3 protein-coding genes and 1 pseudogene are annotated in these 3,388 nt (G+C 73.6%); 1 reads left to right on the plus strand and 3 read right to left on the minus strand.

All coding sequences use genetic code 11. The annotated features are described in order from the left end of the window. The 3 genes from DIZ27_RS44880 to DIZ27_RS44890 form a co-directional block, all read right to left on the minus strand. Positions 1–233, minus strand: a 233-nt coding sequence (locus DIZ27_RS44880; RefSeq protein WP_258308938.1) for a transposase family protein, incomplete at its 3' end; no start/stop codon positions are given. A 407-nt stretch (positions 234–640) separates the two neighbouring features. Then, entirely contained in the window at positions 641–997 is a 357-nt protein-coding gene (locus DIZ27_RS44885) for a hypothetical protein (RefSeq protein ID WP_109383976.1), read from the minus strand. Positions 998–1,118: 121 nt separating this feature from the next. Next, the gene (locus DIZ27_RS44890) at positions 1,119–1,388 is read right to left on the minus strand and encodes a hypothetical protein (RefSeq protein WP_109383977.1); all 270 of its coding nucleotides are present in this window, start codon (positions 1,386–1,388) and stop codon (positions 1,119–1,121) included. Positions 1,389–1,460: 72 nt separating this feature from the next. Between DIZ27_RS44890 and DIZ27_RS44895 the strand changes: the two are divergent. Then, positions 1,461–3,388: pseudogene (locus DIZ27_RS44895) on the plus strand (cation-translocating P-type ATPase); the annotation flags it as partial.

Genomic DNA, 3,388 nt, shown 5'->3' on the forward strand with positions numbered 1-3,388 from the left:
GCCAAGAGCGGACGAATCTCATGGACGGCCCGCGTGACGGTGGAGCGGTCCACGCCGTAGAAGACGGCGAGAGCGGCGTGCGGAAGCTGGAACCGCAGGATCACCAGGGTCRCGATCACCCGGTCGGTGAAGACCAGTTGATGGCTGGGCCCGCCGCCCTCGGCGCGCAGACGGTCATGGCCTCGGCGTTCGCCCAGCCGGGACTCTTCCCGCGCCATCCACGGGCTGGCCAACTCGGCGATAAGCGCCCCAAGTCGACGCCTCGAGATACCCGTGCAGATACGATGCGAGAGAGCCGTACGGGCCAAGGATCGCTTCACAACCATCCCAACCCGTACGGCTCTCCTCACGTTCCCGACCAGCCGAAACCGCTGTCGTACACAACGCCGTTAGTTTTTGTCGGTGGTGGGTCGGCAGGGTGATGTCAGTGCGGGAGGAATCGGGTTTCTGCTGTTCAGCGTGGTGCGGTGGGGGTTTCGGGTGGGGACACGGATGCTGATTTGGGGCTGACGTTTTTGGTGATGGTGCGGGTCAGTTGGTTGCCGGTCGGTATAGCGCGGGGTGTGTTGTCGCTGGTCGGCGCTGTGGTGGCAGGGGCTGGGTGGCGGCAGTGGGGGGCGGGGGCGGCTGGTGTTGCCTTCTACGGTGTGGGCTTCAGGCGGTAGCGGATTCCTGTTGCGGTGAGGGCGAGTTGTTCGCCGTCCTGGACCGTGATGAGCGGGAAGAGCGGGCTGTCCGGGGCACGGTCCTTGAGCTGTCCGTGCATGCCTGCCGCGCGTATGAGGCGGCGTGTCCAGGCGGGGAGGGGGTAGATCTGGCATCGGCGGTGGGCTGTGCTGTCGTGGATTTTGACGGCGGTCGCTGTTTCGTTGATGTCGATTCCGCGGATGAGCGCGAGTCGGCTGATGTCTGCCCCGGTGACCGCGTGGATGGTCAGGGCTGTGGCGTGCAGCGGGTGTGCCCTGTCGGCGTCGGCTGAATCGTGGTTCTGGATCACTTTCCGTGCTCAGGCCACGGAGGGCCACCACAACCGCGATCATGAACGGCCTCGTGCCGTGAGGAGGACCCGTTTATCACCACATCCTCCTGCCCTGACGGCTACACGACGTCACCACCGACTACGGGCCAGACCCGTTGATTAGACACTCCTCCGGAGATGTCGGAGTAGTGCTGCGCCCCATGACGACCAGCTTCATCCGGCCGAGCGTCACGGCCAGGAGGTAGCTGAACGAGGTGAGGGTCGCGCCGCGGATGAACGCATCGGCCGAGATGACGCGCAGGAGCGCCCGGGTGCTGGTGACGTACGCCGTCCTGAGCGCCTTGCGGTCCCGGCAACTCCGCCCGGCCTCTCCTGCGTCGCTGCGCCGGGCGAAGCCGTCGGAACGCACTGATACTGGTGAGAACCGCGTCGTTCCCCAGGGCGGCGAGCAACGCCCCCGTCGGCCGGTGGTGGAGGCCGTGTGATCCCGCCCCAGCTGTCCTCCGTGGTCCCCGGGGCCGTCCTGTCCTCGACGCGCAGCGCCGTGACCGCGACGGTGTCGGCGGTCCGGTCCGTCGCGCAGGGTCTGGCCGCCGTCCCGGCAGCACGTGCGCCGACCGGGCCGGGAGTGACGTCGCGTGCGCCCGGCCTCTGGCGGACTCCGGGAGGCGTGCAGATCGCGGTCCGGCGGCTGGGCCGGCCCGGTACGGCAGCGGCGGCGCGCGAGCTGGAGGCCACGCTGCGCCGGGTGCCGGGGGTGAGCCGCGCGGAGGTGAACGGCACGCTGGGGTGCGTGTACGTGGGCTGCGGACCGGAGACCGACCTCGCGGCCGTCGCCGATCTCGTCGCGGCCGCCGACACCGCCGCCGGGGAGGCCCCGCGCCACGGGAGCGCGGACCGGGGGCGGCCCTCGGTCGGCTACCCCGGGGCCGCGGGACCACGCATCGGCGCGGCCGTCCGGCTGGGCACCGGGCTGCTGGCGGTGGGGGTGGCGTCGGTCGGCGGCGCGCTCAGGCTGCGGGGGCTGCATCCACTGGTGACGTCGGCGATCCAGTTCGTGGAGTCCACGCCGCGGCTGCGCGACGGCATCGCCCGCCGGATCGGCGAGAGCGCCACGGAACGCGGCTTCGCCGCGGTGAACCTGCTGACGACCACCCTGACCTTCCGGCCGGTGGGTGCCGCGGTGACCACCGTGCTGGCCGCCGCCCGGTATGCGGAGGTGCAGGCCCGTCGCGGGGCGTGGGCGGACTGGGCGCGCAGGCTGGGCGGGCAGGAGGGTACGTACCGCCACGACGCGGTGCCGGGTCACGAGCGCCCGGCGCCGCTGCCGCCGGGCCCTGGTGAGCGGTACGCCAACGTGGCGGCACCGGTGTCGCTCGCGGCGTACGGTCTGGCGTCGGTCGGCCTGCGCAGCCATGATCGGGGGCTGGCGCTGCTGATCGCGGGGACGCCTCTCGCCCCCCGGTTCGGACGGGAGGCGTTCGCCTGCGCGGCGGGCCGGGCCCTTTCCGAGCGGGGGGCGCTGGTGCTGCGGCCGGAGGTGCTGCGCCGCCTGGACCGGATCGACACGGTGGTCCTCGACGCCCGCCTGCTGGCCGGCCGCGACTGGACGATCGAGGGCGTGCTGCGCCTGTCACCACCCGGCACCCCGGGACCCGGCCCCGAAGGCACGGGGCCCGAGGCCGTACCCGGGACCGGAGGGGCCGACGACGTCCCCGAGGACGCGGGGCCCGGAGGCGTCCCGGAGACCGGGGGGCGTGAGGGTGGTGCCGAGCCGGGCCGGCCGGAGGGCGGCGGCCCGGCGGACGACGGGCCGGACGACGACGAGATCCACGTACGGATCCACGAGCTGATCGAGCCGGACGGTCCGGCCGGAAGGCGTCGCCGGCACGGCGCCGGCCCCCTGGCGCCGAAGCGGCGGGACGGCTGGGAGCTGCGGCCGTTCCCCGGCCCGGGGACCGGCTCCGACGACCCCCTCGGCGGCACCCTGGGCGGCGTCGTGCTCGCGGAGACGGCCGCGCGGGCCCGGCAGTGGGCCGAGGAGGGTGCGCAGGTCGTGCTCGTCCTGCGGGCGGGCACGCCGGTGGCCGCGGCCGCGCTGGTCCCCCAACTGCACCCGCTCGCCCACCACTTGGTGCGCGCTGCCCGGGCGTGCGGTGAGGTGCGGCTGGTGGGCGGGCCGCCCGGGCTGCACCTCCGGTTCGGGCTCGAGGAGGCCGTGCCCACCGGGCACCGGCGTACGGCCGCCCTGGTGCGCTCCCTCCAGGCGGAGGGGCACGGGGTCGCGGTGGTCTCGGCACGGACCCGCCGTGCCCTCGCCCGCGCGGACCTGGGCATCGGGTCGGTCGGCGACGTCGGTGTCCCGCGGCACGTGCCGTGGGWCGCCGACGTCGCCRCCCCGCCCGATGT

Origin of the sequence: Streptomyces sp. NWU339, from assembly GCF_003143855.1 — a bacterium.
Classification (GTDB): Bacteria; Actinomycetota; Actinomycetes; order Streptomycetales; family Streptomycetaceae; genus Streptomyces.